The sequence below is a fragment of the Embleya sp. NBC_00888 genome (genome assembly GCF_045207655.1).
GTDB lineage: Bacteria > Actinomycetota > Actinomycetes > Streptomycetales > Streptomycetaceae > Embleya.
On the sequence record NZ_CP108784.1, the window covers coordinates 7,574,758 to 7,597,951 of the forward strand.

Genomic DNA, 23,194 nt, shown 5'->3' on the forward strand with positions numbered 1-23,194 from the left:
CACCGGTAGCATGAATGGCATGCGGTCACAACGCGAAATCCGACAGCCGGGAGACCGGGCCGTCGCACCGGGCGGACTCGCGCTGGTGCAGGCATTCGTGAACAGCGTCAACGTCGAGTTCGGCCCGGACGAGTTCGCCTCGGTCGAGGGCCTGAACCGCTGGCTGGCGCGCAACGGCTTCGCGCCGCCGGCGACCGCGCCGGACGACCTCGACCTCGACCTCGCGCGGACGATCACGCTGCGCGAGGCGCTGCGGGGGCTCCTGCGCGAGAACAACGGCGCGCCGACCGACGAGCGGGCCCGACGGGCCCTCGACCAGGTCGCGCGGGAATGCCCGCTGGTCGTCGGATTCGACGGTGGCGGGCCGGACCCGGTGCTCCGGCCGGCCCGGACGGAACTGCCCGGCGTATGGGCCGCGGTGCTGGCGGCCACCGTCGAGGCGCGGCTCGACGGCACCTGGCGGCGGCTGAAGTCGTGCAACGAACACCGCTGTGAATGGGCCTTCTACGATCGCTCGCGCAACCGGGGCAGCCGTTGGTGCTCGATGGCGGTATGCGGCACGCGGGCCAAGATGGCCACCTACCGGGGGACGCGAGCGACCTCGAACGCCGGTTCGTCCGGGGGATGACCCGGGGCGGGATCGGCGTTCGAGCGCCCGGTCTCTCGTGTCTCATGGTTGCGTCCCCCGCCGCCGGCCGTCTTCGGCCGTGGTCCGGCGGCCTCCCGTCGTCTCACGGCGCGGCGGTGCGGCCCAGGAGTTTGCGGGCCACCACGAGCTTGGTGGCGGCGGCGGTGCCGTCGGCGAGTTGCAGGCCGATCACGTCGCGGAGCCGGCGGGCGATCGGGCCGTCCTCGGTCCAGCCGAGTTGGCCGAAGGTCAGCAGCGCCTGGTGCACGGCGTCCATCGCGGCCTTGGGGGCCCACCACTTGGCCATGTTCGCCGGGATCCGCGGATCCTCGCCGGCGTCCGCCAGCGCCAGCGCCTCGTAGGCGACCAGGCGCGCGGCGTGCAACATCGTCGCGTGCTCGACCAGGGCGAAGGCCACCGACTGGAACCGGCCGATCGGCTGCCCGAACGCCTCGCGCCGCCCGGCGTGCCCGACCGCCTCGTCGAGTGCGGCCTGCCCGACCGCGATCGCCATCAGCGAGATCAGCGCCCGGGAGACACCGAAGCCGCGCATCACCTCGACGAAGCCGCGGCCGGGCGTGCCGACCACGTCCCGCGCACCCACCGGCAACCCGTCCAGGAGCAGCCGGCCTCGGCCACCGGCCCGGCAGCCCAGGTCGTCGAGCTGTTCGCGGGTCACGTGCGCGTCGTCGAGCCGCACGTAGAAGGCGGTGACGCCGTGCGCGCCCGCCTCGCCGGTGCGCGCGAAGACCAGCGCGTGGCCGGCGTACATCGCGGCCATGATCGAGGTCTTCTCGCCGGAAAGCACCCAGCCGTCGGCGGTGGGTTCCGCGCGCATCCCGATGTTCGCCGCGTCGGTGCCGTGCGCGGGCTCGGTCAGCGCGAGGGCCACGATCGTGTCGCCGGAGGCGATCGACGGCAACCACTCGGCGAGTTGCCCGGGCGTACCGTTCGCCGCCAGCACACCGCCCACCAGCGCCGCGTTGAGCACCGGGAAGCACACCGACAGGTCGGCCGCGGCCAGTTCGGCCAGCGCGATGCCCGCGCTCGTCGCGTCCAGTTCTCTCCCGCCGTACTCCCGCGGGATGCGCAGACCGAACAGGCCCTCGGCGCCCATCTCGGCGAGCAGGCCGGGCCGATAGCTGCCGCGCGCGTCGCTCTGCCGGGCGTGCGGGGCGATCCGCGAGTCGGCGAATTTGTGCACGTGCTCCGCGAGTTCGTTCTGATCGGCGGTGAAGGTGAAGTCCATGGCCCCTCCTCAGGCTTGTTGGAATCGGTCGCGCAGGGCGAACTTCTGCACCTTTCCGGACGGCGTCCGGGGCAGCGCGGTCGCGATCTCCACCCGCTCGGGCCAGTAGCGCTTGGCCATGTCCAGGCCGGCGAGGTGGGTCTGCAGGTCGGCGAGCGTCGGCGCGGGCCCCGCCGGGACCACGACCGCACACGCGCGTTCGCCCAGCCGGGCGTCCGGGTAGCCGACGATCGCCACGTCCTTGATCGCGTGGTGGCGCAGCAGCGCGGCCTCCACCTCGACCACCGGGATGTTCTCCGCGCCGCGCATGATCAGGTCCTTGACCCGCCCGGTGATCCGGATGCCGCCGTGTCCGTCGGAACGGGCCAGGTCGCCGGTGTCGAACCAGCCGTCCTCGGTGACCGACGCCGCGTACACCTCGGGGCGGCGGAAGTAGCCCAGACACTGCGCGGCACCGCGCACCTGGAGCAGCCCGGACTCCCCGGCGGCCACGGGCCCGCCGTGGTCGCGGTCGACGACGCGCACCCACATCCCCGGCACCGCGGTGCCGTCGCTCTCGGCGGCGCGCAGGGCGGGCTGCTCGGGACGGGTGATGGTGACACAGCCGTTCTCGGTCATGCCCCACAACGCGTACAACCGGCAGCCCAGGATCTCGCGCGCGTCCTCGACCAGCATCGGCGCGATCGGGGCGCTGCCGGTGGCGAACGTGGTCAGCGCGGACAGGTCCCGGGGAGCGGTGCGCTGCACCTGGATCAGGTCGGAGAGGAAGGTGGGCGCGCCCATGAAGAAGGTGACCCGACGCTCCTCCAGCACGCGCAACATCAGCGCCGGATCCCACGCGTCCACCTGGACGGCGGTCGCGCCGAGCAGCAGGGGCATCACGAAGTTCCAGGTGTAGCCCGCCTGATGGGAGGTCGGCGAGCCCATCGCGGTGACCTCGTCGGGGGTGAGCCCGAGCACGTCGGCCTGCGCCTTGTTCATCGCGTAGAGCGTGTTGTGGCTGTGCACCACGCCCTTGGGCTCGCCGGTGGTGCCCGAGGTGAACATCACCTGCGCGGCGTCGTCGGGGTTCGCCTCCAGATGGTCCAGGGCGGCCAGTTCGCCCGTCGTCGGCTCGCGTTCCACCAGTTCGCGGTCGAAGTCCAGTGCCCCGTCGGCGGTTTCGTCGCCGTCCCCGCCGAGCAGCACGCGCCGGCGCAGGGTGGGCATGGTCCGCGCCACCTCCGCGCTCATCCGGGCATAGGAGAAGCCGCGGAACTCGGCCGCCGCGATGTAGAGCGGGCTCTCGGTCAGGCCGGTCATGAACTCCACCTCGCGCCGGCGCATGACCGGGACGACCGGGCCGGCCACCGCGCCCATCCGCGCGCAGGCCAGGCACAGTGCCACCAACTGCCACGAGTTGGGCAGTTGCAGGGTGACCACATCGCCCGGGCACACGCCCAGACGGACCAGGTTGGCGGCGAACCGGTCGACCCGGTGCGCGAGTTCGGCGTAGGTGAGGGTCACGACGGTGTCGTCCTGGTAGCAGACGAGGGCGTCCTTGTCGGGATGGCGGGCCACCGCGCGCCGCAGGTCGGCCAGGAGGGTCTCCTCGCGCCACCATCCGTTCGCTCGGTACGAACCGGTCATCACAGGTCCTTTCGGGTCGGGTCGACGGCCGAGCGGGCGTACGCGGCGATGGCGCGGGCGGTGATGCCGCCGCGCTCGACCAGATACCGCTGGCCGCCCGCGACCGACACGAACGCGTCCGGCATGGCCACTCGACGCACCCGCACCGGCACGAGTTCGGTCAGCGCCTCGGCGACGGCGGAGCCGAAGCCGGCGGTGCGCCAGTGCTCCTCGACCGTGATCACCGTGCCGCCGGGGCCGACCGCCGCGGCGAGGGCGGCGGTGTCCAGCGGTTTGACCGTGTGCACGTGCAGGACGCCGGCCGAGATGCCCTCGCCGGCCAACTCCTCGGCCGCGGCCAGGGCGGCGAGCACCGGGTACGGGCCGCACGCGGCGATGGTGATGTCGGTGCCGGGGCGGAGCCGCTGTGCCCGGCCCAGTTCCAGGGGTGGCCCGGCGGGAAGGTCGGGGGTGGCGTTGCGGCCCATCCGGAAGTAGACCGGTCCGGGCAGCGCGAGCGCCTGGCGAAAGAGCGTGTCGGTGCCGGCCGCGTCGGCGGGCACCACGACGGTCATGTTCGGCAGGGTGCGCATCACGGCCAGGTCCTCCAGACCGTGATGGGTGGGGCCCAGGTGGCCCGCCGACACGCCGGAGTGGGTCGCCGCGATGCGTACCGGCAGGTTGTTCAGGGCGATGTCGATCTTGACGGCCTCCAGCGCCCGGGACGCGGCGAACGCCGCCATCGTGTTCACCAACGGCATCCGGCCCTCGCGGGCCAGCCCCGCGGCGGCGCCCATCAGGGTGTGTTCGGCGATGCCCAGATTCAGGTAGCGGTCGTGTCCGGTGCCGAAGTCGACGCCGGCGAACAGGCCGGTGTCGCTGTCCAGGCAGACCAGGCGCTCGTCGCCGGGCAGCAGTTCGGCCACGATGTCGCGGTAGACCTCACGCGAGGAGCGGGGCTCGGCCGCCGCGGTCGGTTTCGGAGTCGGTGCGGCGGTGGTGGCGGTGGTCATCGGCTCTCCCCGGGGGTCTGCGTGCGCAACGCCGCGTGGGCGCGCCGCTGTTGCCGCTCGCCCAGTCGGGCGTAATGGCTGCGGGTCTGGCCCTCGACGAACGGGATGCCCTTGCCCTTGACGGTGTGCGCGAGGACGAGGGTGGGTCGGTTTGCGACCGGCGGCGCGGTCAACACCCGGGTGAGCGCGTCCATGTCGTGGCCGTCCACCTCGTGGACGTGCCAGCCGAACGCGCGCCAGCGGTCCGCCAGCGGTTCCAGGCCGCCGACCGACTCGGTCCCACCGGTGATCTGCAGGCCGTTGCGGTCGATGATCGCGGTCAGCCGGTCCAGGCCGTGGTTGCCCGCCACGGCGGCGGCCTCCCACACCGAGCCCTCCTCCAACTCGCCGTCGCCCATCACCACGAAGCAGCGGCGGTCGCCCCCCTCGAGCCGGTGCGCGAGCGCGAAGCCGACGCCCAGGGCCAGGCCGTGCCCCAGCGAACCCGACGGCATCTCCACGCCGGGGATCTCCGGATGCGGGTGGGCCATGAACGGGCTGCCCGGCTGGGCGTACTCGGCGAGCCGCTCCTCGGCGAAGAAGCCGGCCTCGCACAACGTCGCGTACAGTCCGATTCCGCCGTGGCCCTTGCTCAGCAGCAGGATGTCGCGGTCCGGCGCCTGCGGGAAACGGGGGTCGATCCGCAGTACCCGCAGGTACAACGTGGTGAGCACCTCGACCAGCGACATCGAGCCGCCCAGGTGGCCGCCCTCGGGGCCGGCGCACATGTCCACGATGTGTTCGCGGATCCGGCCGGTGGCCTTGCTCGGGTCGGCCGTGGGGCCCGGTTCGCCGGCCGACTGCGGCCGATCGTGCCGGCCCGGCGGGACGGGACCGGGCAGGGTCGCGGGACTGCTGCTCATCGCTGGATCCTTTCGCCTGGGTCGGTGTGGGTGGTGCGCGATATCGCTGATTCCAGATCAATTCGGGTGCAGCCCGGTGAACTCCAGACCGAGCCGCTCGGGCATGTCGAACCGCACGTTCAGGCACTGGACCGCGTTGCCCGCGCCGCCCTTGACCAGGTTGTCCAGGGCCGCGATCACGGTGAGATGGCTCGAACCGCGATCCAGCGCGAAACCGACGTCGCAGAAGTTCGAGCCGGCCAGGATCTTGGCCTCGGGAAAGCGGTGCATGCCGCGCCGGTGGGCGACCACGCGCACGAAGGGTTCCGCGGCGTAGCGGGAGCGGTAGGCGGCGCGGACCCGGCGCTCGTCCGCGCCCGGCACCAGGTGGGCCCGGCCGACGAGTTGCACGCCGCGAATCGCCTCGATCCCGGTCGCGGTCATCCGTACCGGGACTCCGGCGGCCTGCGCGATCTCCGCTTCGTGTCGGTGCCGGGTGGGGGCGAAGACCCTGAGTGCGCCGCTGCGTTCGGCGTGCAGGTTCTCCGGGCCGGCCTTGGCGCCGGAGCCGCTGGAGCCGGTCCGGGCGTCGATGGTGACCTCGCCGCGGATCAGCCCGGCCTCGGCGAGCGGGACCAGCGAGAGGATCCCGGCGGTGGCCATGCAGCCCGGTACGCTGATCCGCCGCGCGGTGCGCAGTCGCCTGCGGTGGAACTCGGGCAGTCCCGGCACGAACGTCTCCAGCAGGTCCGGCGCGGTGTGCGAGACGCCGTAGTAGTCGGCGTACACGTCCTTGTCGTGCAGGCGGAAGTCCCCGGACAGGTCGATCACGGTGTCCGCGAGCTCCAGGAACTCCGGCATCCGGCGCATCGTCTCGCGGTGCGGGGTGGCCAGGAACAAGGCGTCGTAGAAGTCCAGTTGCTCCTCGGAGCAGAAGTCGAGTTCGGTCCGCCCGCGCAGGTTCGGGTGCACGCCGTCGATCCGCCGGCCGCGCAGGGTGCGCGAGGTGGCGGCGGCGAGCTCGACCCCGGGGTGCACGGTGAGCAGCCGCAGCAGCTCGCCGCCGATGTAGCCGGCCGCCCCGACGACCCCGACCCGGATCACGCCCGCACCCCGGCCGCGAGCAGGTCCGCGATGGCGCCGGCCACGTCGAGGTCGCGGCCGTGGGCGCCCTGTAGGCCGGTGAACTCCACCCGGTCGTTGACTTCGAGCACGGTGAGCCGTCCCTCCAGGTCCTCGATCAGATCGACACCGGCCAGTTCGGTGCCGACGGCGGCCGCGGCGGCGATCGCGAGTTCGGCGTGGTCGGCGCTCGGCGGCAGGGGTTCGCTCACCGCGCCGCGCGCCACGTTGGTGCGCCATTCGGTGCTTCGGCGGTACGTACCGCCGAGCGCGCGGCCGGCCACGACCAGGACGCGGATGTCGCGATCGGCCTTGGCGACCTGCTCCTGTACGTAGACCACGTGCGACTGCGGGGAGGGGAGCGCGGCGATGTGTTCGAGTACGGCGCCGGCCATCGCCGGATCGGTGACCCGGGTGACCAGTCGTCCCCAGGAGCCGACGAGCGGTTTGAGCACGGCCGGATAGCCGATCTCCTCGAGCGCGGCCAGGGCCGCGTCGGGCGTGATCGCCAGCGCGGTCCTGGGCGTGGGCAGCCCGTGCCGGAGCAGGGCCGCCGAGGTGTGCCACTTGTCGCCGGCGACGTGGGTGGCGGCGGCGCTGTTGACCACCGTCACGCCCGCCGACTCGAGCGCGCTCGCCGCGTACAGGGCCCGGAAGTGCCCGACCTCGCGGTTGAGGACCAGCCGGGGACCGGTGTACGACGTGCCGCTCGCGACGAACAGCGTGCGGGGATCGAGGTGTTCGAACGCGATCCCGCGTCGGTCGAGGGCGGTCATGATGCTCTTCTCCTCGAACCGCACCCGGGACGCGAGCACGGCGAGGCGCGCGGACGCGGCCGGCGCAGTCGCCGCCGACCGGTTCACCGCTGATCGGATCGAAGTCATCGACCGAATCCCCTCTCCCGGTACCCGCTATTCGCCCCAGTCCTCTTCGACCTCGGGCGCGAGCTCGACCTTCGGCGGCTTCACGGACGCGATCTCCAACTCGCTCCGACAGTCCACGCACTCGATGATCTCGCTCACCCTGGCGTCCTCGTCGAGCGTCACCGTCGTCGCGCATTCGGGACACTCGGGGGCCTGCACTACCTGCTGCATGAGTTCAACCTCCGGCTGTGGTGGTGATATCCGGGCGATCTCGACCCGTCGGCTGGTTGCCACTGAAAACCGTAACGCGATTTCCCGGGTAAATGCCAATGAGGAAATCTGATCGGACCGAAAGCGAACCGTTATGGTCGACCGGTCATAACCGGGAAGGATTTCCGCATAAGCAGCCCTGCTTGTCGACGCCGGTACAACCGGTCGTTTCGCGATTAATATTTCCCGGATGGAATCGTCCTCGGGCGATTCGTCGCCGCAAGAACGACATCGAAAGGCCCGATCATGAATGTTCGACCGCGAGACCGCGTCGCCATGGTCATGGCGTCGAGCGCCGGTGTGGGCCTGGCCGCGGCCAAGGGCCTCGCCGTGCGGGGCGCGCACGTGTCGTTGTGCGACCTGGACCCGCGCCGGCTGGCCCGCGCGCATGTCGAGGTCAACGCGCTGGGGCCGGGCGACGTGCTGAGCATGCCGGTGGACCCCTACGATCCGTGCGCGGTGGCCGAGTGGGTGCGCCGTACCGCCGACAACTTCGGCGGTCTGGACATCGTGGTGACCAACTCCGGCCCGATCACGCCCGGTCCGGTGGACGGCTTCCGGCTGGCCGACTATCGCGCGGCGATCGACGCGAACCTGCTGCCGCACGTGAGCGCGACGCTGGCCGCGCTGCCCATCGTCAAGCGCGGCGGCTGGGGCCGGTTGCTGCTGATCGCACCGGCGAAGGCACGTCGTCCGCACGGGCGCGAGGGCTTGTCCGGCATGGCCCGGATGGGCCTGATCGGCTATCTGCGCGGGTTGGTGGACACCCTGGACGGTACCGGCGTGACGGCCAACGTGCTGGTTCCGGGAGCGGGGCCCGGTGCCGGCCCCCGACTGTGGGGCGATCCCGGGGCGGGTGCCGAGATCGCTCGGGTGGCCGACCGGATCCGCGGTCAAGGCACCCGGGACGGCGCCGAGTTCGGGGCGCTGGCCGCGTATCTGGCGAGCGAGCGGGCCGAGCCCGTCACCGGTCTCGTCTTCGACACGCACGGCGGCGACGTCGGCGCGATGGCCGCATGCCGCGGTTGACCGGCGGTCGGCGGGTCCCGGCGGAGCCGCGCCCGACCCGGGTTCGCGCGCCGGTCGCGGCGCGGGAGGACCGGCTACCGGTGCGCGAGCACCCGGCGGGTCTCGGGGCGGTTCGCGCGGCCCGGGTCCGGGACGGGCGGGGCATCCACGAACGGGTAGCCGAGCAGTGCCCGACGAAAGGCCTTCTCCGCGATGGCCGGCAGGTTCGAGGGGGCCAGACCGGAGGGATAGGCCATCGTCACCGGCAACGGTCCGGGCGGGGCGGGCAGACCGGGGCGGACCGCCTTGGGCAGGTCCCACAACTCGTCCCCGTTGGCCACCAGGCACGCGACCCCCATGCCGGCCTTCGCCGCCGCGCGCAGCCCGACCAACTCGGGGCCCTCGTAGGAGATCCGCCACGGCACGTCGCAGGCGTCCAGCGCGTCCACGATCCGGCCGCGCATGGTGCACGGCTCGGTGAACAGGGTCAGCGGCAGCGCGGCGTTCTCGCCGTGCGCCGGCTGGCCGAACCAGTCCATCCGCAGGTGGCCGAGTCCGCAGCTGGTGGCGGCCGGTTCGTCCGAGCGGGTCTGCAGGAGCAGCGCCAGGTCGAGTTGGCCGGTGCCCACCTGGGTCTCCAACGCCTCGCTCAGGCCGGTGCGCACACTCACCTGCGCCTGCGGCAACCTGCGGGTGACCAGCCGAAGGAACTCCGGTAACGCCTCCGCGAGTTGATTGACGATCCCGATGGAGAGCCGTTCGTGTCCGGCAGCCGGCACGAAACGGTCCACCGCCTCGTCGTTGAGCGCGACGATCCGCCGGGCGTAGCCGAGGAGTTCCTCGCCCTGGGGGCTGAGCCGCAGATTGCGCCCGGTCGAGGTGAAGATCGGACCCTTGATCAGACCGTTGAGCTGCCGGATCTGCTGGCTGACGGCGGGCTGGGTGATGTGCAGAGCCTCCGCGGCCCGGCGGAAACCGCCGAGGTCGACCACGGTCAACAGGGCCCTCAGTCGATTGACTTGCAGGTCGTGATGCATTCTCCACTCACATCCATGAAGGGTCTTGCCACACACCTGACGCTCGGGTGGCGACGGGGCCGAGATGATGCTGTGCGGCAACAAGATCAATAAACCTGAGCAATTCGGCCGCGCCGGCGCCGGCGCCGGCGCCTTCGGCGTCGTATTGCCGGCCGAAACCAGCGTACGGGGCGCCGTCCGGCCGTTCCACAGTACGGTTCACGACTTCGGCATGAGATTTTCACGGCCGAATGCGAATATGCGATCCGGTGGCATGATCCGGCGCCGAGCGGGCAGACGGCGGGCGTCGTGCGCGACGAGCGTACGGGCAAACGGGCATTCGGTGGGCACGGGCGACGCCGAACCGGGCGTTTGCCGGCGCGGCGTCGGCTGCCATTTCGTCGACGATTCGCCCGCCCGGGTGTCCGGAGAAATCACGCGCACTTATCCGGGTCATAAAAACACGCGTTCGACGGCGACCCCCGGCGGTGGAGATCACGCCTAACGTCGATTACTCGGGAAACTTTCCGAGTTCGGATCCAGCCGAGGAGTCGCCATGCAGGGAGCCGCCGCCGGGCCCGCCGTCGAGCAGGGAGTCCGGGTCACGCTCGCCGATCCCGGGCTGCGCACGCGCAGTCCCGGGGAGGAATTCGCCTGGGCGATGGGCGGTGTGCCCGCCGCCGAGGATCGGGTCGTCCCGTTCCGGGCCCATCTGCCCGAGGTCTTCCCGCTGTTCGCGACCCGACCGCGCTACGCGGTGCGGCACCTGCTGAAGACCGCGTCGGTGCCCGACCGTCGGGTGCCGTACGTGCACGAGCCGCCCGCCGAGACCTCCGCCGCGGCGGGCACCTCCTATCGCAGCACACCCGAAGGCGCCTTCGTGCCCCGCCTGGAGCAGGCCGAACTCACCGACCTGACGGTGTCCGTACCGCTCCCGCGCGGGCTGCTCGACGAGCCCGCGCTGCTGGCGTCCTTCGTGGACTACCGCGTGCTGGTCCGGCTGTCCGTGGTGGAGAACGAGTCGCTGCTGCACGGCAGCGCGGACAAGGCGATCCCCGGCCTGCTCACGCTGCCCGAGAGCCGGCACGGCCGGCTCGGCGCGGACCTGGCCGAGGGCCTGACCACCGCCGCCGCCGAGGTCGAGGAGACCGGTGGATCGTGCGACGGCATCGTCGTACACCCCTTCACCTACTGGGAGTTGGTCAAGACCGGCACCCTCGACCTGCTGGCCCGAGCGGGCGTCACCGTCTCCCGGACCCGGATGATCCCGCGCGACCGGGTACTGCTCGGCGACTTCCGCGCCGCCGCGACCCTGCTCGTCCCGGACGTGGCCGCGCTCGCGCTGCGTCGCGGCGCCGGACCCGACGGCGGCGACGCGGTGCAGGCAACCACCAGGGTGGGACTGGCCGTTCACCTTCCGCAGCACTTCCTGCTGCTGACCCGCGACTGAGAAGGGAGTGTGCTCGCGATGGCCGACCGGTCCCCACGCGTGTTGTACATCACCGGCTGGATGCGCAGCGGCAGCACCCTCCTGGGCAACATCCTCAACGAACTTCCCGAAGTCCGGCACGTGGGCGAACTGCACTACCTGTGGCGCAACGGGGTTCTGGGCCGGGGCAGCAACTCGACCTGCGGCTGCGGCACGAGCCTGCGCGCGTGCCCGCTGTGGTCGGGTGTGCTGGAGGACACCGACGGCACCGGGCTCGAGGCGACCGCGCGGCGCACGGTCATGCGGCAACACGCGCTGCTGCGCACCCGGCACGTGCGCACCCGGCTCGCCGAGGCCCGCGGGCAGGTGCCCGCGGCCCCCGGTGTGGACGAACTCCTGGACCGCACCGCGCGGATCCATCGCCGGCTCGTCGACGACGGCGCCGGCCGGCTGATCGTGGACGGCTCGAAGTACCCGGCGGAGGCCGCCGCGCTGCTCGGCCGCCGCGACCTGGACGTGCGCGTCCTGCACATCGTGCGCGACCCCCGGGCCACCGCGCTGTCCTATCGGCGGGCCAAGCAGTACATCGACCCGATGAGCCCGGCCCGCAGCAGCGGCTACTGGAACGCCTTCAACCTGGCGTCCGAACTGGTCGGCGCCACCGCCGTGGGCCGCTACCTGCGGGTGCGCCACGAAGACCTGTGCGCGCGGCCCGCGGACGTGCTCGCCGACGTGCTGCGCTTCGCCGGACTCGACGACGAGCCGCCGGTCGACGCGCGGGGCCGGGTGCACCTGGGCGGCAACCACACCGTCACCGGCAACCCGGACCGGTTGCGTCAGGGCGTCACCGAGATCCGTCCCGACGAGCGCTGGCGGACCGAACTGGCCCCGCGCGATGTGGCCGGCGTCACCGCACTGACCGCGCCTCTGCTGCGCCGCTACGGCTATCCACTGCTGCCCGGGCACGGCGACCGGGCGCACCCGACGAAGGCATCGGCGGAGCCGGTCCCGGCGACCGCCGCGCAACGATAGGAGCCGACCGTGGATCTCGGACTCGATGGCCGCGCCGCGCTCGTCGCCGCGGCCGGCAGCGGGATCGGCCTGGCCGTCGCGCGTGCGCTGGCGGCGGAGGGCGCCGATGTGTCGATCTGCGGACGGGATCCGGACAAGCTGGCCCGCGCCCGGGACGAGATCGACGCGTGCGGCAAGGGCCGGGTGCTGGCCACCTCGATCGATCTGCGCGACGAGGAGGCCGCCGCGGGCTGGGTCCGGCACACCGCCGAGGAGTTCGGTGCCCTGCACATCGTGGTGAGCAACTCCGGCGGCGTGCCGTTCGGCCCGGTGGAGAGCTTCACCGTCGCGCAGTACCGGGAGGCGGTCGACGGCAACCTGCTCCCGCACGTGTCGCTCGCGCTCGCCGCGGCGCCGTACCTGACCGCGGCGGGCTGGGGCCGGATCGTGATGATCACCTCGGAGTCGGTGCGCCAACCGCACCCCGGCAGCGGGCTCTCCTCGGTGGCCCGGCTCGGGGTGCTCGGCTTCGCCAAGGGCCTGGTGCACGCGTTCGGCGCGGCCGGGGTGACCGTGAACGTGCTGGCCCCCGGATTCCACCGGACACCCATTTTGGACGTGCAGTACGGCTCCCGGGTCGAGGAACGGCTCGCCGAAGTGGCCCGGGACATCCCGCTGGGCCGGATCGGCCGGGCCGAGGACCTCGGCGCGCTGGTCTGCTTCCTGGCCGCCGAGCAGGCCGGGTACGTGACCGGTTCGGTCGTGGTGGTGGACGGCGGCAACTCGCGGGGAATCGGCTGATGGCGGCGCTCGCGCACCGGCCCGAGGCGGATGCCGCCGGCACCGACGCCCGCCCGGCGCAGCCCTGGGCGCGTACCTTCGCCGGCGTCCTGGCCGCGCTGTTCACCACGTTCGTCGCGGTCGGCCTGGCGATCACGGTCATCCCGCGACTGGTCACCCGGGAACTGCACGGCTCGCCCTTCCAGGTCGGCGTCGCGTTCACGGTGTCCGGCGTGGTGGCCCTGCTGGTGCGCCCGTACGCCGGGCGGCTGGCCCAACAGCGCGGCTGCCGCCCGGTGATGATGCTCGGCGCCGCGCTGATGGTGCTGGTCGGCGGGCTGTACGCGCTGCCGCCGACCCTGTTCGGCTTGTTGGCGGCCCGGTTCGTGCTCGGTGTGGGGGAGGCCCTGCTGTTCACCGCCGGATCGGTGTGGACGGTGGCCCTGACCCCGGTCGACCGACGCGGCCAGGTGGTCGGGTTCTACGGACTGGCGATGTGGGCGGGCCTGGCGGTGGGGCCGGCGCTGGGCGAAGTGTTGTACCGGACCGGCTCGTACGGCGCGGTCTGGACGGCCGCCGCCGTATTGCCCGCGGTCGCCGTCGCGGTGCTGACCCGGCTGCCCGACAGCGCCCGCCAAGGCGTCGCGGTGTCCGCCCGGTTGTTGCCGCGCGCCGCGATCCTGCCCGGCCTCTCGCTCGGCTTCGGCGCGTTCGGATACGCGGCGGTGGCGAGCTTCGGGGCACTGGCGTTGACGTCCCGCGGGATCGCCAACGGTTCGCTGCTGATCAGCGTGTTCAGCGCGGCGTACGTGGGCGTGCGGGTGGTCGCGGGACGGGTGCCCGATCGGGTCGGCGCGCTGCCGGTGATCGTGGTGTCCGCGTGCGTCGAGGCGATCGGCCTGGTGCTGATCGCGTTCGCCTCGACCCTGTGGGTCGCGGCGGCCGGCGCGCTGATCGCCGGCGGCGGCTTCACCCTGCTGTATCCGGCGCTGGCGATGATCGCGATCGACACCCCGCCGGAATCCGAACGCGGCGCGGTACTGGGCGCCATCTCCTCGTTCTTCGACGTCGCGGTCGGCCTCGCCGGGCTGCTCGGCGGGCTGCTCGCCGAGGTCGGCTACACCGCGACCTTCCTGCTCGCCGCGGTCGCCGCACTGGGCTCGCTGTACACCGGCACCGCCGCGGCCCGGCGCCGGGACCGAGCCCGGGCCTCGTGACCCGATCGACCCCCCGCGCGTGGCCGCACGCGTGTCGACCCACCGAAGGAGTCCTCGCATGTCCGCCGCACCGAGCGAGACCGCCCGCGCGCGCGACGCCGCCCTGTACGTGCTCAAGTTGGGCAGCGCGACGCTCGCGCACGAATCGCTCTTCGACGAGATCCTCGCGCTGCGCCGGCGCGGGGCCCGACTGCTGGTGATCGCCGGCGGCGCGGCCGGCATCACCGAGCACTACGCCCGGATCGCACGCGAGGTGCGGATGTTGACCCTGCGCTCCGGCGACACCGTGCGCTACTGTCCGCCCGCCGAACTGCCGCACCTGCTGGCCGCCTACGAACAGCTCACCCTGCCGCGCGTGGACGACGCGCTGACCCGGCGCGGCCTGTCGGTGTTCGCCGCCCCGGCCCGCACCGCCGGCCTCGTGCGCGCCACCGCCGTCGGACCCCTGCGGGTGGTCGAGGACGGCCGCACCCGGGTGGTCCGCGACCAGCGCGCGGGACGCGTGAGCGGGGTCGACGCGGCGCGTCTGACGGACCTGTTGGCCACCTTCGACGTGGTGTGCCTGTCCCCGCCGGTCGCCGACGCCGACGGCGGCGTGGCGCTGAACGTGGACGCCGACGTGCTGGCCGCCGAGGCGGCCAGGGCCCTGGACGCCGACCACCTGCGCCTGGTCACCGGCACGGCCGGACTGCTGGCCGACCCCGAGGCGGAGGGCGGCACGCTGCGCGACATGTTGCCCGGACAGGGACAGCGCTACGCGCGTGGCCGGATGCGGCACAAGGTCCGGGCCGCGGAGATCGCCCTCGGCGGCACCTGCGACGTGGCGATCACCGGCCCGCACACCCTCGACACCACCCGCGCGACCCGGTTCTGGCGTGCCCCCGCGCCCAGCCCCGACCTCGAACTCCTCTCCCGAGCAGTCGAGTTGTCGTCGGTATCGCACGACGAACGCGAACTCGCCGAGTATCTCGCCGGCTGGTGCGCGGCCCACGAACTCGATGCCGAGATCGACGCGGCCGGCAACCTGGTGGCCACGCGCGGCACCGGCCCGCGCCGGCTGCTGCTGCTCGGCCACCTGGACACCGTGCCGCACCGCTGGCCGGTCCGCTGGGACGGCGACGTGCTCACCGGGCGCGGCTGCGTGGACGCCAAGGCGAGCCTGGTGACCTACCTGCGCACGCTGGCCGAGCTGGAGGTGCCGGACGACGCGCAGGTGCGCGTGATCGGTGCCGTACAGGAGGAGATCACCGGCGCCGGCGCCTTCCACGCCCGCGACCACTACCCCGCCGACGCGGTCGTGATCGGCGAACCCAGCGGCGCGGGCGCGCTCACCATCGGCTACTACGGCCTGGTCAAGCTGCGGCTGAGCATGTCCGAACACACCGAACACACCGCCGGAAAGGGCGCGCGCACGGCCGGCGACCGCATGGTCGAGGGCCTGCGGGCGGTCCGCGCCGCGGTGGAACGACTGAACCCGGACGCGCTCACCGCGGTGCTGGGCATCCGTGCGCTCAACCGCGGCGACGTGCAGCTCGGCGAGGCGACGGTGGACGTGCGCGTGCCGCCGGGCCTGGCCGTGGACGACCTGCTCGCGGCGCTGCGCGCACTGCCCCTGGCGCCGCTCGCGCTGGACGTGGTCCGGGCCACCCCCGGGGTGTCCACCGCGCGCTCCAGCCCGCTGGTGAAGGTCTTCCAACGCGCGTTCCGCGCCGCCGGGACCACGCCGCGATTCCTGCTCAAGAAGGGCAGCAGCGACATGAACACGCTGGCCACCACGTGGCACGACATCCCCATGGTCGCCTACGGTCCGGGAGACTCCAAGCTGGACCACACCCCGCACGAAGAGTTGGACGCGGCGGAGTTCCGCGCGGCCGGCACGATCCTGACCGCCGCGGTCCGAGGATGGTGTGCGTCGTGACCGCGCCCGCGTACTGCACCTGCCGGCCCGGCGCCACCGTCTGGCTCACCGGCCCGCCCGGCGCGGACCGGGACCGGCTCGCCCGGGCCGTGGCCCGATCGTTGCGGCGCGCGCACCGTCGGGTGGAGATCCTGACCGGTGCAGCGCTGCGCCGCGTCGTCGACGCCGACCCGACGGCCTCCCGCGCCGAACGCAGCGGGCACGTGCTGCGGATCGGCCGGGTCGCACACGTACTGGCCCGCAACGGCGCCACCGTGCTGGTGACGGTGCCCGCCCCCGACGCGGCGACCCGGGCCCGGGTGCGGGCCTGGCACCTGGACAGCGGGACCCGCTACCTGGAGGTGCGCGTGGGCGCCGCCGCGGACTCGGCCGGGCCGTCGATCGCGGCGGACCCGGCGCACGGATCCGAGGCCGCGGCGGCGCTGCGCGCGCTGCTCATCGAGGAGGGATCGGCATGACCATCGCGACGAACCGCGCCGATGGCGCAGACGGCACCGACAAGGGGTATCCGTTCGCGCACCTGGAGGCGATGGAGTCCGAGGCGGTGCACATCCTGCGCGAGGTGGCCGGGGAGTTCGAGCGGCCGGTGATCCTGTTCTCCGGCGGCAAGGACTCCATCGTGATGCTGCACCTCGCGCTCAAGGCCTTCGCGCCCGGAGCGCCCCCGTTCGCGCTGCTGCACGTGGACACCGGCCACAACTTTCCCGAGGTGCTGGAGTACCGCGACCGCACGGCGGCCCGACACGGACTGCGCCTGCACGTGGTGTCCGTCCAGGAGTTCATCGACACCGGCGAACTGCGCGAGCGTCCGGACGGCACCCGCAATCCGCTGCAGACCGTTCCGCTGCTCGACGCGATCGAACGGCACGGCTTCGACGCGGTGTTCGGAGGCGGCCGGCGGGACGAGGAGAAGGCCCGCGCCAAGGAGCGGGTGTTCTCGCTGCGCGACGAGTTCGGCGGCTGGGATCCGCGCCGGCAGCGGCCGGAGTTGTGGCAGCTGTACAACGGGCGGCACGCGCCGGGCGAGCACGTGCGGGTCTTCCCGCTCTCCAATTGGACCGAGCTGGACATCTGGCAGTACATCGCCCGGGAGCGGATCGAACTCCCGGCCATCTACTACGCGCACGAGCGGGAGGTCTTCCACCGATCCGGCATGTGGCTGACCCGGGGCGAGTGGGGCGGCCCCGGCGAGGACGAACCGACCGAGTGCCGGCGGGTGCGCTACCGCACGGTCGGCGACATGTCCTGCACCGGCGCGGTGGACTCCGACGCCGACACCGTCGAGAAGGTCATCGACGAGATCACCGCGTCCCGCCTGACCGAGCGGGGCGCCACCCGGGCCGACGACAGGATGTCCGAGGCCGCGATGGAGGACCGCAAGCGAGAGGGCTACTTCTGATGATCGTCGACACACTGCGCTTCGCCACCGCCGGCTCCGTGGACGACGGCAAGTCCACCCTGGTGGGCCGACTCCTGCACGACTCCAAGTCGATCCTGGCCGATCAACTGGAGGCGGTCGAGCAGGCCTCCTTCGACCGGGGGCAGCACACACCCGACCTGGCCCTGCTCACCGACGGCCTGCGGGCCGAGCGTGAGCAGGGCATCACGATCGACGTGGCCTACCGCTACTTCGCCACGCCCCGCCGCCGGTTCATCCTCGCCGACACCCCCGGGCACGTGCAGTACACCCGGAACATGGTCACCGGGGCGTCCACCGCCGAGCTGGCCGTGGTGCTCATCGACGCGCGCAACGGCGTGGTCGAACAGACCCGGCGGCACGCCGCGGTGGCCGCGCTGCTGCGGGTCCGGCACGTGGTGCTCGCGGTCAACAAGATGGACCTGGTGAACTGGTCCGAGACCGTCTTCGCGGGCATCGCGGACGAGTTCACCGCCTACTGCGCCGCGCTCGGGGTGGCCGAGGTCACCGCGATCCCGGTCTCCGCGCTGACCGGGGACAACGTGGTGGAGCCGACCGGGAAGATGCACTGGTACGCCGGGCCGACCCTGCTCGAACACCTGGAGACGGTGCCGGTCACCCGAGACCCGGACGGCGACCCGACGCGCTTCCCGGTCCAGTACGTGATCCGCCCGCAGACCGCCGAACTCCCGGACTACCGGGGCTACGCGGGCCAGATCGCCTCCGGCGTGCTGCGGGTGGGGGACCGGGTCAGCACGCTGCCGTCCGGAGGCACCAGCACCGTCGAGGGCATCGACGCTCTCGGTGAACCGGTGGACACCGCGTGGGCGCCGCAATCGGTGACCGTACGGCTGGCCGACGACCTGGACATCTCCCGCGGCGATCTGCTCGCCCCCGAGGACACCGCGCCCGACCCCACCCGGGACGTCCGCGGGACCCTCTGTCACCTGCACGACCGGCCGCTGGTACCGGGCCAACGGGTGCTGCTGCGGCACACCACCAGGACGGTGCGGGCGATCGTCAAGGAGATCCCCTCGCGGCTGAACCTCGACGACCTCTCGCACCGGCCCGCCCCCGGCGAACTCGTCGCCAACGACATCGGCACGGTCGTGCTGCGCACCGCGGAGCCGATCGCCCTCGACCCGTACGCGCACTCCCGGCGCACGGGCTCGTTCCTGCTGATCGACCCGATCGACGGAACGACGTTGTCCGCGGGGATGGCCGAGACCCCGGCCTGACCAGGGAAAGACACCCGTGCCCACGCTCGGCCGTCCTCGGACGGCGGTGCGTGGGCACGGGTGTCCGTCGACCGCGTCGACCCGGCGCCGGGTGGTCAGCGGGGTGCGCCGATCGCGCCGTTCCGGGACTCCCACTCGGCGGGCGCGTCCTCGGCGCGGCCGTCCGCCGGAGCCGCCGCGGCCTCGGCCTCCAGCGTCGGGTCGACCTCGGGACGCGCCGGCAGCGCGAACATCAACACGAAGATCGCGACCAGGACGACCGCGGCCCACAGCAGCGAGTTCTCGAAGGCGTTCACGAACGCGGGCCCCACCTTCTCGGGCGCGAGACCGTCGTCGATCAGCCGGAAGAAGACCACCGACGTCAGTCCGAGACCCAGCGCGTTGCCCATCTGCAGCGTCGTGTTGATCAGTCCGGACGCCGACCCGGCGTGCTCGCGCGGTACATCGGAGAGCACCGCGTTGGTCAGCGGCGCCACGATCAGCCCCATGCCGACGCCGATCACCAGGAGCGGCAACGCCATCTGCCAGGCCGCGATCCCGGTGCCGTACCGGTCCGCCTCCCACAGGTAGATCAGCATGCCCGCGGCCATCACCAGCGCACCGGCCTGGAGCACCTTGCGTCCGAATCGCGGCACCAGCTTCTGCACCGAGACGCCCGCGGCGGCGGCGACCGCCACCGAGAACGGCAGGCTGGTCAGACCGGCGCGCATCACACTCCAACCCAGTCCGATCTGCATGTACAGCGTCCAGACCAGGAAGAACATGCCGCACACGACACCGAAGCCGAACTCCACCGCGATCCCGGCGCTGAAGCTCTTCACCCGGAACAGCGACAACTCCACCAGCGGCGAGCCGTCCCGACCGGTCTTGGCCCGCTCGTACAGTGCCAGCGCGGCGAACACGAACACCGAGCCGGCCATGGAGAGGTAGCCCCACAGCGGCCAGCCCAACTCGCGGCCCTGGGTGAGCGGGTACAGCAACATCAGCAGGCCCAGCGTGACCAGGCCGACGCCGACCAGGTCCAGATGCAGGGCGCGGGCGGCCTTGGACTCGGTGATGTACTTGCGGCCCAGGATCAGTCCGGCGATGCCCACCGGCACGTTGATCAGGAAGATGGTCCGCCATTCGAGGCCGAACACGTTCCACTCGGTGAGCAGCGCGCCCAGCAGCGGTCCGCAGACCCCGCCCATGCCGACGATGGCGCCGAACAGGCCGAAGACCTTGCCGCGTTCGTGCGCGGGGAAGGTGGCGTGCACGATCGACAGGACCTGCGGGACCATGATCGCGGCCCCGGCGCCCTGCAGGATCCTGGACGCGACCAGCATGTCCGCGTTCACCGCGCAGCCGCTGAGCGCGGAGGCGACGGTGAAGGTGGTGACGCCGATCAGGAAGATCCGCCGGCGCCCGTGGATGTCGCCGAGCCGGCCGCCGGTGATCAGGCCGGCCGCGAACGCGAGCACATAGCCCGCGGTGATCCATTGGATCTGGCTCGTGGAGGCGTCCAGGTCGCGCTGGATGGAGGGCAGTGCGACGTTGACGATCGTGACGTCGAGCAGATCCATGAACGCCGCGGTCATGACGATGGCCAGTGCGATCCAGCGCCGCGAATCCGGCGGGGCCGCTTCCGGGTGAGCGATGGGTGAAGTCATGCTTCCAGGCTAGAAATCGAAGGGGGTGGACAGGGGGTCGCGCGTTAAGGGCTTGCGTTCGTTTCGATCAGCACGATTTATGGCCGAGCCGCGGGATTTCCGGTGAAAGCGCGGCGCCGGCAATCGGCCCGCCGCGGATCGAATACGTGTTCCATCGGTCGGGCCGTGCATTTGTGATATCCGTTGGGTACGTGAGGAGTTCACATCCCGACCGGGAAAAACCCACGGCACGCCGCCGGCGTACTCACGGCGAGCGGAGGAAGACTTCCCCTCGTCATCGACGAACCGCCCGGTCCGGCCCGCCGGCTTCGGACGCACCGGCCCGGTGCGCCGCCCGCACACAGCCCCCGAGGAGCGCCATGAACACCATTACCCTTCCGCCCGCCCGAGTCCACGCGCCCACCGTCCCGGCACTTTCCCCCGACGGCTGCGAGAATCTGGTCGTCGAGAATCTCACCGCACCGCCGGCCGATCGAAACCGGCCGGCCACGTGTATCTGCTGGTCGGACGCGCAGCCCGGCGACTGACCGGGATATCCCGGACCGATCGGCGGACTTCCCCGAGGACCGAAGGGAAATCGTGAACGGCGCGCGACACAATGCCCCCGGCCTTGCCTTCAAACCCCACCTCGAGGTCGAAGTGGTACCCGCCGAAGGCGTGTTCCTGGTGTCCGAGCACGCGGTGACCGCACTACGCGGAACCGGCCTGGTCACCCTCGCACCGCTCCTGGACGGCACCCGCACCCTGGACGCGCTCATCGCCGAGACCGCACCGACCCTGCCCGCCGCGCAGACCCGACACCTGGTCGGCGGCCTGCTCGACGCGGGCCTGCTCACCCACCGGCGACCGGCCGAGGACACCCCCGAAGCCGATCGGGCCTACTGGGAACTCGCGGGCCTGGACGGCGATCTCGCGGCGGACCGGGTACGCACCGGCCCGGTCCGCGTGGTCGGTGTCGGCGCGACCGGCACCGCGACCGCGACCGCGCTGACCGAGGCCCTGGTCGCCTCCGGGCTGCACGTGCCCGACACCTTCGACCGACCCCCGGCGCTGACCGTCGCCGGCTGCGACGACTACCTCGACCCCGCGCTGGCCGACCTGGACGCCGCGCACCGCGCCTCCCGGGTGCCCTGGCTCCTGGTCCGCTGCGGCGGCGAACAGCCCTGGATCGGGCCGCTGTTCCGCCCCGGCGACGCGGACGCCCCGTGCTGGCACTGCCTGGCCGAAGCGCTGCGCCGCAATCGCCCCGCGCACCGCTACCTCGAACAGGCGCTGGGCCGACCGGTCGGCCCGCCCGCGTCCGCCCACCCGGCCGGCCGGCTGCTAGCGCTGCACCTGGCCGGCCTGGAGGCCGCCAAGTGGCTGGCCGGCCGGCCCCGACCCGGCCCCGACACGATCTGGACACTGGACACCCTCACTCTCACCGGCCGGCACCACCGGGTGCGCCGCCGCCCGCAATGCGCCGGCTGCGGCGACCCCGACATCGTCGCCCAGCGGGTGCGGGCCCCGGTTCGTCCCGGCACCCGGATCAAGGCCGACACCGCGTACGGAGACCGGGCCTCGACCCCCGAGGAGATCCTCGAGCGTTACGGCCACCTGGTGGATCCGCTCACCGGAGTCCTGGGCGAGATCACCCGGGACACCCGAGGCCCCGACTTCCTCAACTGCTTCCACGCCGGCCACAACCCGGCCGCCGCGCCCACCGGCCGGACCGCGCTGCACGCGGGGCTGCGCACCCACAGCTCCGGCAAGGGCCCGACCGCGCGCGACGCCCGGGTCGGCGCGCTGTGCGAGGCCGTGGAACGGTTCAGCGGCGACCACCACGGCGACGAACCGGTCGTCCGGGCGGCCTACGTCGACCTCGGCGACAACGCCGTGCACCCCGACCTGGTCCAGCTCTTCCACCCCCGCCAGTTCGCGGACCGCGAACGCTGGAACGCCGAACACGCCCCCGCCCACCACGTCTGCCCGCCGTTCGACGACCACGCGCCGGTGCACTGGACCCCGACCTGGTCGCTGACCGAGGATCGCCCGCGACTGCTGCCCACCTCGCTGCTCTACTACAACGCCCCGCGGGACCCGGGCGGTCGCCACTGCGTCGCCGGCTCCAACGGCTGCGCCGCGGGCGGCTCGCTCGAGGACGCCATCCTCCAGGGCTTCCTGGAACTGGTCGAACGCGACGCCGTCGCGCTGTGGTGGTACAACCGCACCCGGCAGCGCGGGGTCGACCTGGACACGTTCGAGGACCCCTGGATCGCCCGGGTGCGCACCGGCCACGCCGAACTGCACCGGCAGGTGTGGGCCCTCGACCTCACCAGCGACCTGGGCGTGCCGGTGTTCGCCGCGCTGTCGCGGCGGATGGACAAACCCGCGGAGGACATCTCGCTCGGCTTCGGCGCGCACTTCGACCCGGGCACCGCGCTGCGCCGTGCGCTGGCCGAGGTCAACCAGATGTTGCCGCCGGTCGCCCGGGTCGCCGCCGACGGGTCCGGCTACGGGTGCGACGACCCCGTCGCGCTGCACTGGTGGCGCACCGCGACGATCGCCGAACATCCCTACGTCACCCCCGATCCCGGCCCGCCCGCGAGTGCTCCGGGCGACTTCCCGCACCGGCGGCACCGGGATCTGCGCGAGGACGTGCGGACCATCGAGAACCTGGTCGGCGCACACGATCTGGAACTGCTCGTGCTCGACCAGACCCGCCCCGACATCGAGCTGCCCGTGGTGCGGGTGATCGTCCCCGGACTTCGCCCGATCTCGGCCCGGTTCGCCCCGGGGCGGCTGTACGACACGCCGGTGCGGCTGGGCCGGCTCGCCGCCCCGACCCGCTACGCCGACCTCAATCCGATTCCCCTGTTCCTGTAGCCCGTCCCGCTC

The 23,194-nt window shown here is 72.6% G+C and carries 22 protein-coding genes; 13 read left to right on the forward strand and 9 right to left on the reverse strand.

Translation table 11 applies throughout. The features are described 5' to 3' along the window. The first annotated feature begins 19 nt into the window (after positions 1 to 19). A complete protein-coding gene (locus OG948_RS32365; RefSeq protein WP_406299859.1) occupies positions 20 to 628 on the forward strand; it encodes a CGNR zinc finger domain-containing protein in 609 nt (202 codons plus the stop codon). Positions 629 to 731: 103 nt separating this feature from the next. Here OG948_RS32365 and OG948_RS32370 read toward each other — a convergent pair whose 3' ends face one another. From OG948_RS32370 to OG948_RS32400, 7 genes are read right to left on the reverse strand one after another with little or no spacing between them, the layout of a single operon-like run. Then, positions 732 to 1,877, reverse strand: a complete 1,146-nt coding sequence (locus tag OG948_RS32370) for an acyl-CoA dehydrogenase family protein (RefSeq protein WP_406299860.1) — start codon at positions 1,875 to 1,877, stop codon at positions 732 to 734. A gap of 9 nt (positions 1,878 to 1,886) precedes the next feature. Further along, positions 1,887 to 3,506 (reverse strand): AMP-binding protein, encoded by a 1,620-nt coding sequence (locus OG948_RS32375; protein ID WP_406299861.1) that lies wholly within the window; start codon positions 3,504 to 3,506, stop codon positions 1,887 to 1,889. Further along, positions 3,506 to 4,498: a transketolase family protein gene (locus OG948_RS32380; RefSeq protein WP_406299862.1), complete on the reverse strand. Its 993-nt coding sequence runs from the start codon at positions 4,496 to 4,498 to the stop codon at positions 3,506 to 3,508. The genes OG948_RS32375 and OG948_RS32380 overlap by 1 nt, the downstream gene beginning before the upstream one ends. Beyond that, complete coding sequence (locus tag OG948_RS32385) at positions 4,495 to 5,400, reverse strand: transketolase (protein ID WP_406299863.1); 906 nt, start codon at positions 5,398 to 5,400, stop codon at positions 4,495 to 4,497. The genes OG948_RS32380 and OG948_RS32385 overlap by 4 nt, the downstream gene beginning before the upstream one ends. A gap of 57 nt (positions 5,401 to 5,457) precedes the next feature. Continuing rightward, positions 5,458 to 6,483: an N-acetyl-gamma-glutamyl-phosphate reductase gene (gene argC, locus OG948_RS32390; RefSeq protein ID WP_406299864.1), complete on the reverse strand. Its 1,026-nt coding sequence runs from the start codon at positions 6,481 to 6,483 to the stop codon at positions 5,458 to 5,460. Then, complete coding sequence (locus OG948_RS32395) at positions 6,480 to 7,385, reverse strand: RimK family alpha-L-glutamate ligase (RefSeq protein WP_406299866.1); 906 nt, start codon at positions 7,383 to 7,385, stop codon at positions 6,480 to 6,482. The genes argC and OG948_RS32395 overlap by 4 nt, the downstream gene beginning before the upstream one ends. A 27-nt stretch (positions 7,386 to 7,412) precedes the next feature. Then, positions 7,413 to 7,595 carry a lysine biosynthesis protein LysW gene (locus OG948_RS32400; RefSeq protein WP_395867143.1) on the reverse strand — a complete coding sequence of 61 codons (183 nt, stop codon included), beginning with the start codon at positions 7,593 to 7,595 and terminating at the stop codon, positions 7,413 to 7,415. 285 nt (positions 7,596 to 7,880) lie between these two features. Here OG948_RS32400 and OG948_RS32405 point away from each other — a divergent pair, with 285 nt between their 5' ends. Beyond that, entirely contained in the window at positions 7,881 to 8,663 is a 783-nt protein-coding gene (locus OG948_RS32405; RefSeq protein WP_406299867.1) for an SDR family oxidoreductase, read from the forward strand. 74 nt (positions 8,664 to 8,737) lie between these two features. Here OG948_RS32405 and OG948_RS32410 read toward each other — a convergent pair whose 3' ends face one another. Beyond that, entirely contained in the window at positions 8,738 to 9,679 is a 942-nt protein-coding gene (locus tag OG948_RS32410) for a LysR substrate-binding domain-containing protein (RefSeq protein ID WP_406299868.1), read from the reverse strand. A 64-nt stretch (positions 9,680 to 9,743) separates the two neighbouring features. On the opposite strand from OG948_RS32410, the gene OG948_RS32415 reads away from it, so the two are divergent. The 9 genes from OG948_RS32415 to OG948_RS32455 are packed head-to-tail and all read left to right on the forward strand — an operon-like array spanning position 9,744 to position 18,668. After that, a complete protein-coding gene (locus OG948_RS32415) occupies positions 9,744 to 10,163 on the forward strand; it encodes a hypothetical protein (RefSeq protein ID WP_406299869.1) in 420 nt (139 codons plus the stop codon). Between the two features lie 51 nt (positions 10,164 to 10,214). Beyond that, positions 10,215 to 11,108, forward strand: coding sequence for a family 3 encapsulin nanocompartment shell protein (locus OG948_RS32420; RefSeq protein WP_406299870.1), 894 nt, complete (start codon positions 10,215 to 10,217; stop codon positions 11,106 to 11,108). A gap of 18 nt (positions 11,109 to 11,126) precedes the next feature. Beyond that, positions 11,127 to 12,119, forward strand: coding sequence for a sulfotransferase (locus OG948_RS32425; protein WP_406299871.1), 993 nt, complete (start codon positions 11,127 to 11,129; stop codon positions 12,117 to 12,119). A 9-nt stretch (positions 12,120 to 12,128) separates the two neighbouring features. Beyond that, complete coding sequence (locus tag OG948_RS32430) at positions 12,129 to 12,899, forward strand: SDR family NAD(P)-dependent oxidoreductase (RefSeq protein WP_406299872.1); 771 nt, start codon at positions 12,129 to 12,131, stop codon at positions 12,897 to 12,899. Beyond that, positions 12,899 to 14,095: an MFS transporter gene (locus tag OG948_RS32435; protein ID WP_406299873.1), complete on the forward strand. Its 1,197-nt coding sequence runs from the start codon at positions 12,899 to 12,901 to the stop codon at positions 14,093 to 14,095. The genes OG948_RS32430 and OG948_RS32435 overlap by 1 nt, the downstream gene beginning before the upstream one ends. A 58-nt stretch (positions 14,096 to 14,153) precedes the next feature. After that, positions 14,154 to 16,013, forward strand: coding sequence for a M20/M25/M40 family metallo-hydrolase (locus OG948_RS32440; RefSeq protein WP_406299874.1), 1,860 nt, complete (start codon positions 14,154 to 14,156; stop codon positions 16,011 to 16,013). Further along, a complete protein-coding gene (locus tag OG948_RS32445) occupies positions 16,010 to 16,471 on the forward strand; it encodes an adenylyl-sulfate kinase (protein WP_406299876.1) in 462 nt (153 codons plus the stop codon). Before OG948_RS32440 ends, OG948_RS32445 begins: the two co-directional genes overlap by 4 nt. Beyond that, positions 16,468 to 17,412: a sulfate adenylyltransferase subunit CysD gene (gene cysD, locus OG948_RS32450; RefSeq protein WP_406299877.1), complete on the forward strand. Its 945-nt coding sequence runs from the start codon at positions 16,468 to 16,470 to the stop codon at positions 17,410 to 17,412. Before OG948_RS32445 ends, cysD begins: the two co-directional genes overlap by 4 nt. Continuing rightward, on the forward strand, positions 17,412 to 18,668 hold the full coding sequence (locus OG948_RS32455) for a sulfate adenylyltransferase subunit 1 (protein WP_406299878.1): 1,257 nt from the start codon (positions 17,412 to 17,414) through the stop codon (positions 18,666 to 18,668). Before cysD ends, OG948_RS32455 begins: the two co-directional genes overlap by 1 nt. A gap of 95 nt (positions 18,669 to 18,763) precedes the next feature. Here OG948_RS32455 and OG948_RS32460 read toward each other — a convergent pair whose 3' ends face one another. Then, complete coding sequence (locus OG948_RS32460; RefSeq protein ID WP_406299879.1) at positions 18,764 to 20,317, reverse strand: MFS transporter; 1,554 nt, start codon at positions 20,315 to 20,317, stop codon at positions 18,764 to 18,766. Positions 20,318 to 20,676: 359 nt separating this feature from the next. Here OG948_RS32460 and OG948_RS32465 point away from each other — a divergent pair, with 359 nt between their 5' ends. Together OG948_RS32465 and OG948_RS32470 are read left to right on the forward strand one after the other, a co-directional pair. After that, a complete protein-coding gene (locus OG948_RS32465; protein WP_406299880.1) occupies positions 20,677 to 20,844 on the forward strand; it encodes a hypothetical protein in 168 nt (55 codons plus the stop codon). Between the two features lie 52 nt (positions 20,845 to 20,896). Next, entirely contained in the window at positions 20,897 to 23,182 is a 2,286-nt protein-coding gene (locus OG948_RS32470) for a TOMM precursor leader peptide-binding protein (RefSeq protein WP_406299881.1), read from the forward strand. The last annotated feature ends 12 nt before the right edge of the window (positions 23,183 to 23,194 follow it).